We start from the raw sequence: 4,780 nt of genomic DNA, 5'->3' as shown, positions 1-4,780 counted from the left end.
TATGGTCCCGCCGCGGAACCGGATCGAGCCCGATGTCGGCCGATCCAGCGCCAGGATCATGCGGGCGAGCGTCGACTTGCCGCAGCCGGAGCGACCAACCAGTGCCACTGACTGACTCGGCGCCATCGACAGCGAGACGTCGTCGACGGCGCGGATACCAGGCGCGCGCTTGAACATCGAAGTGCGCCGGCCGGGATAGTCGCGGGTCACGCCCTCGATCTGAAGCAAAGGGCGGCCCGTCTCGATGCCATGGAGCCTGGCGCGCGCCGGCACATGCATCGAGGCCTGCGCCAACTGGCGCGTGTAGGGGTGGAGCTGTTCGGATAGCGTGCGTGCGGTGTCGCCGGCTTCCATCACCTCGCCGCGGCGCAGGATGGTGATGCGGTCAGCCATCTCGGTCACCACGGCGAGGTCATGCGAGATAAGAAGCAGGCCCATGCGGCTCTCCGCGACGAGGTCGCGCAACAGATCAAGGATTTGTGCCTGCAGCACCACGTCGAGCGCCGTCGTCGGTTCGTCGGCGATCAGCAGCTTCGGCTTCAGCGCACAGGCGATGGCGATGACGACGCGCTGGCGCTGGCCGCCCGACAGTTCGTGCGGATAGCGCGACAGCGGGAATTTCGCTTCGGGCAAGCCGACACGGTCGAGCATTTTTCGCGCCCGGTCTTCGGCCTCGGCGCGGCTGGCCCTGGTGTGCCAGCGTATGCCTTCGGCAACCTGTTCGCCGATGGTCTTGACCGGATTGAGCGCCGTCATCGGCTCCTGGAACACCATGCCGATGTCGTCGCCGCGCAGCGCGCACATCTGGTCCTCGGTTGCTGCCAGGATGTCGATGCCGTCGAATGTGACACGTCCGCTGGCGCGCGCGGCATGGGGCAGAAGCTGCATCACCGTCAGCGCGGTCATCGATTTGCCGGAACCGGATTCGCCGACCAGCCCCATCACCTCACCGGCCGCGACGGAAAGCTCCACACCCTTGAGGATCTGCGTGTCGCCGATGGTCAGCGACAGGTTCTCGATGTCGAGCAGGCTCATCGCTGCCGCCGCGATTTCGGATCGAGGATGTCGGCGATGCCGTCGCCCAGGAGGTTCAGCCCCAGCACGGCGACAACGATCGCCATGCCCGGAAAGATCGCCATCCATGGCGCCACCACCATGCGGGTCTGCGCGTCGAACAGCATGCGGCCCCAGCTCGGCATTGGCGGTTGCGCACCCAGGCCGAGATAGGAAAGCCCGGCCTCGGCCAGGATGCCCAGAGCGAACTGGATGGTGCCTTGCACCAGAAGCAGCGTGGCGATGTTGGGCAGCACATGTTCGATTGTGATCTGCGTGCTGCTCTTGCCGGCGGCGCGTGCGGCGAGAATGAACTCGCGCGGCCAGATCGCCAGCGCGCCGGCCCGGGCGACGCGCGCAAAGACCGGGATGTTGAAGATGCCGATGGCGATGATGGCGTTGACGGCGCCCGGTCCGAAGATGGCGGTGATCATGATCGCCGACAGCAAAGCCGGGAAGGCGAAGACGAGGTCGTTCAGCCGCATCAGCGCCTCGTCGACGAGGCCGCCGCGTGCCGCGGCAAAGGCGCCGAGCGGCACGCCGACCCCCATGCCGATGCCGACCGCGACCAGCGCCACGGCAATCGAATTGCGGGCGCCGACCATGACCATCGACAGGATGTCGCGGCCGAAATGGTCGGTGCCGAACCAGTGCGCCAGCGAGGGCGCTTGCGTCTTATCCGATATCACCAGTTTCGTGACGTCATAGGGCGTCCAGGCATAGGAGACGACAGCCATTGCCAGGATCAGCAGGGTGATGACGAAACCGGCAACGAAGGCGGTATTCCCGAACGCCTTGCTCAGGATGCTGCCGAACGTCTCTTCTGATATGTCGATGTGCAGTGTCATTGCCGGCTTCTCAGGCGCGGATCGACGACCGCATAGGAAAGGTCGACCAGCAGATTGACGGCGATGACGGCGGCGACCAGCAGCATGACGACGCTTTCGACGACGATCAGGTCGCGCTGGGTGATGGCCTGGAACACCAGCCGGCCGAGGCCGGGCAGATAGAAAACATTCTCGATGATGATGGTGCCGGCAAGCAGGAAGGCGAACTGCAGGCCCAGAATGGTCAGCACCGGAATCATGGCGTTGCGCAACGCGTGCCGCCACAGCACAGCTCGGTAGGGCAGACCCTTGGCGCGGGCGGTACGGATATAGTCCTCGTTCAGCACCTCGATCAGCGCCGAGCGGGTGACGCGCGCCAGAATCGCGGCTTGCGGCAAGGCAAGCGCCAACGCCGGCAGCAGCAGCGACTTCAAGGCTGGCCAGACGCCGGCACTCCAGCCGGGAAAGCCGCCAGCAGGAACCAGCCGCAGCCAGACGGCGAAGACATAGATCAGCATCAGCGCGAACCAGAAATTGGGCACGGCGACGCCAAGCTGTGCGGCGCCCATGGAAATCGTATCACCGGCCCGTCCACGCCGGCTGGCGGAAAACAGGCCGACGGGAATCGCGATGAGGGTGGAGAGCGCAAGCGCAATCAGCGCCAGCGGCAGCGAGACGGCCAGCCGCTCGCGCACCAGATCGATGACCGGCACCGAATAGGTGTAGGAGCGGCCGAAATCGAGGCTGAGCAGGCCGCCCGTCCAGTGCAGATAGCGCCAAGCCAGCGGCGCGTTGAGGCCCATCTGGTTGCGCAGCAACTCGACCTGGTCGGCACTGGCATTCATGCCCAGCATTAGCCGCGCCGGATCGCCGGGCAGGATCTCCAGGACGGCGAACACCACCATGGAAGCCAGCACCAGCGTGGCGATGGCGATGGCGAGGCGTTTTAGGAGGTAGGCGGTCATGGAAGGTGAGGGATCACTCGCTCCACTTCACCTTGGTCAAATCATTGGCCTGGATCGGGGCGTTTTCCCACAGCCCTTGCAGGTTGGCGTCCCAGACGCCGATCTTCGGCAATTCATAGAGGAAGCCGACCACCGCATCGTCGGCCAGGATCTTCTGCGCTTGCCCCAGCAATTCCTTGCGCTTGGCTTCGTCGGAGGTGACGCCGAGATCGGCAATCACCTTGTCGAAGGCCGGGTTGTCGTAGTTGAAGTAATAATCCTTGCGCGAATAGATATCGATGTCGTTGGGCTCGGTGTGGGAGACGATCGTCAGGTCGTAATCCTTCTTGGTGAACACCTGGTCCAGCCACTGTGCCCATTCGACCGGAATGATTTCCAGATCGATGCCAACGTCGCGAAGCTGCGAGGCGATGATTTCGCCACCGAGACGGGCATAGGTGGGCGGCGGCAGTTTCAGCGTCGCCTTGAAGCCGTTCTCGAGGCCTGCCTCTTTCAGCAATTCCTTGGCCTTGGCGACATCATGCGGGTAGCGGCCGGTGAGGTCGACATAGTCCTTGTTGGCCGGCGACATATGCGAGCCGATCGGCTGGCCGAGGCCGGCCGAGGCGCCGTCGATGATGGCCTTGCGGTCGAGCGCGTAAGAGATCGCCTGCCTCACCTGCAGCTTGTCGAAAGGCGGCTTCTTGTTGTTGATCGACAGGATGGTCTCACCCTCGGTCGCGCCGATCACCACCTTGAAGCGCGGGTCGTCCTTGACCTGGGCGACGCTGTCGGCATCGAAGAACGGGAAAGCCTGGATGTCGCCCGAGAGCAGCGCCGGCACATAGGCCGCGGCATCCGGCACGATGCGAAACTCGGCCTTGTCGAGCGACGCCGGCGTGCCCCAGTAATTGTCCGATTTGACCAGCGTGATCGACGATCCCTTGGCCCAGCTCTGGAACTTGAACGGGCCGGTGCCAATCGGTTTTTCCTTGTTGGTGTCGGCAGATTCCGGCGCCACGATCACCGCGTCGCCCCAGCCCATATTGTAGAGGAACGAGCCCTGCGGGTTCTTCAGCGTGACCTTGACGGTTGCCGGGTCGACCACGTCGACCGTGTCGATGGCGGCGAACAGCACCTTTTGCGCGTTGACCGAATTGTCGGCGCGGGCACGATCGAGCGAGAATTTCACGTCGGCGGCATCGAAGTCGGTGCCGTCATGGAATTTCACGCCGGTGTGCAGCTTGAAGGTGTAGACCTTGCCGTCATCGGAAATGGTCCAGCTTTCGGCCAGATCCGGCAGCACCTCGCCATTCGGCCCGATGCGCGTCAGGCCTTCGAACACATTGGCATAGAGAACCTCGTCGATCGCTGCGGCGGCACCGGCGGTCGGATCGAGATGCGGGGGTTCGAGCGGAATGCCGATGACCAGGTCGGTTCGCGCGGCGAACGCAGAGGTGCCGGCGGCCAGCGACAGCACCGCGGCCGCCAGAATGGTTATCCACAATTTCATCGTGCAACTCCCCATGCGTTCAGACACGTGCTCGAACCCGAGTGATAGAAGCGTGATTTCGCCACGGAGTAAATTGCGTTTCGTTCTGCCCCTTGGCGTGGCCGGGAATGTTTTTATCCTGGCGACCGCATCGGCAGTCGAAGCTTGTCGCGGTGCGCACCTTATCCCGTGGCTGTGCCGCGCAGCAGCACGTTGAGCCCTATCGCCATCACCTTGGCCGATTCCACCATGTCCGATATGCCGACCCATTCGTCCGGCCGGTGGGCGAGGTCGAGAATGCCAGGCCCATAAGCGATGCAATCATAGATATGGCCGATGCGAGCTATATGCTTCTGGTCATAGGTGCCGGGCGAAATGACATAATCGGGTTCGCGGTCGAAGATCGCCATGATGCCTTGCGCAACCGCCTTGACCACCGGCGCGTCGCGCTCGGTCATCAGCGG

The 4,780-nt window shown here is 63.7% G+C and carries 5 protein-coding genes; all 5 read right to left on the bottom strand.

The window, feature by feature from the left end; all coding sequences use genetic code 11:
- The coding region (locus EN991_RS23710; RefSeq protein ID WP_164769336.1) for an ATP-binding cassette domain-containing protein at nucleotides 1-1,035 on the bottom strand (1,035 nt) is incomplete at its 3' end.
- A complete protein-coding gene (locus tag EN991_RS23705; protein WP_013531216.1) occupies nucleotides 1,032-1,901 on the bottom strand; it encodes an ABC transporter permease in 870 nt (289 codons plus the stop codon). The genes EN991_RS23710 and EN991_RS23705, both read right to left, overlap by 4 nt.
- Nucleotides 1,898-2,845, bottom strand: coding sequence for an ABC transporter permease (locus EN991_RS23700; protein WP_013531217.1), 948 nt, complete (start codon nucleotides 2,843-2,845; stop codon nucleotides 1,898-1,900). The genes EN991_RS23705 and EN991_RS23700 overlap by 4 nt, the downstream gene beginning before the upstream one ends.
- 13 nt (nucleotides 2,846-2,858) lie before the next feature.
- Nucleotides 2,859-4,337, bottom strand: coding sequence for an ABC transporter substrate-binding protein (locus tag EN991_RS23695; RefSeq protein WP_013531218.1), 1,479 nt, complete (start codon nucleotides 4,335-4,337; stop codon nucleotides 2,859-2,861).
- A gap of 161 nt (nucleotides 4,338-4,498) precedes the next feature.
- The coding region (locus EN991_RS23690) for a M20/M25/M40 family metallo-hydrolase (protein WP_127369665.1) at nucleotides 4,499-4,780 on the bottom strand (282 nt) is incomplete at its 5' end.

The organism is Mesorhizobium sp. M7A.F.Ca.US.005.03.2.1, assembly GCF_003997795.1.
In the GTDB taxonomy this organism is placed as follows: domain Bacteria; phylum Pseudomonadota; class Alphaproteobacteria; order Rhizobiales; family Rhizobiaceae; genus Mesorhizobium; species Mesorhizobium ciceri.
The sequence above is the reverse complement of the archived record's forward strand: the minus strand, read 5'-3'. Positions and strand labels throughout refer to the sequence as shown.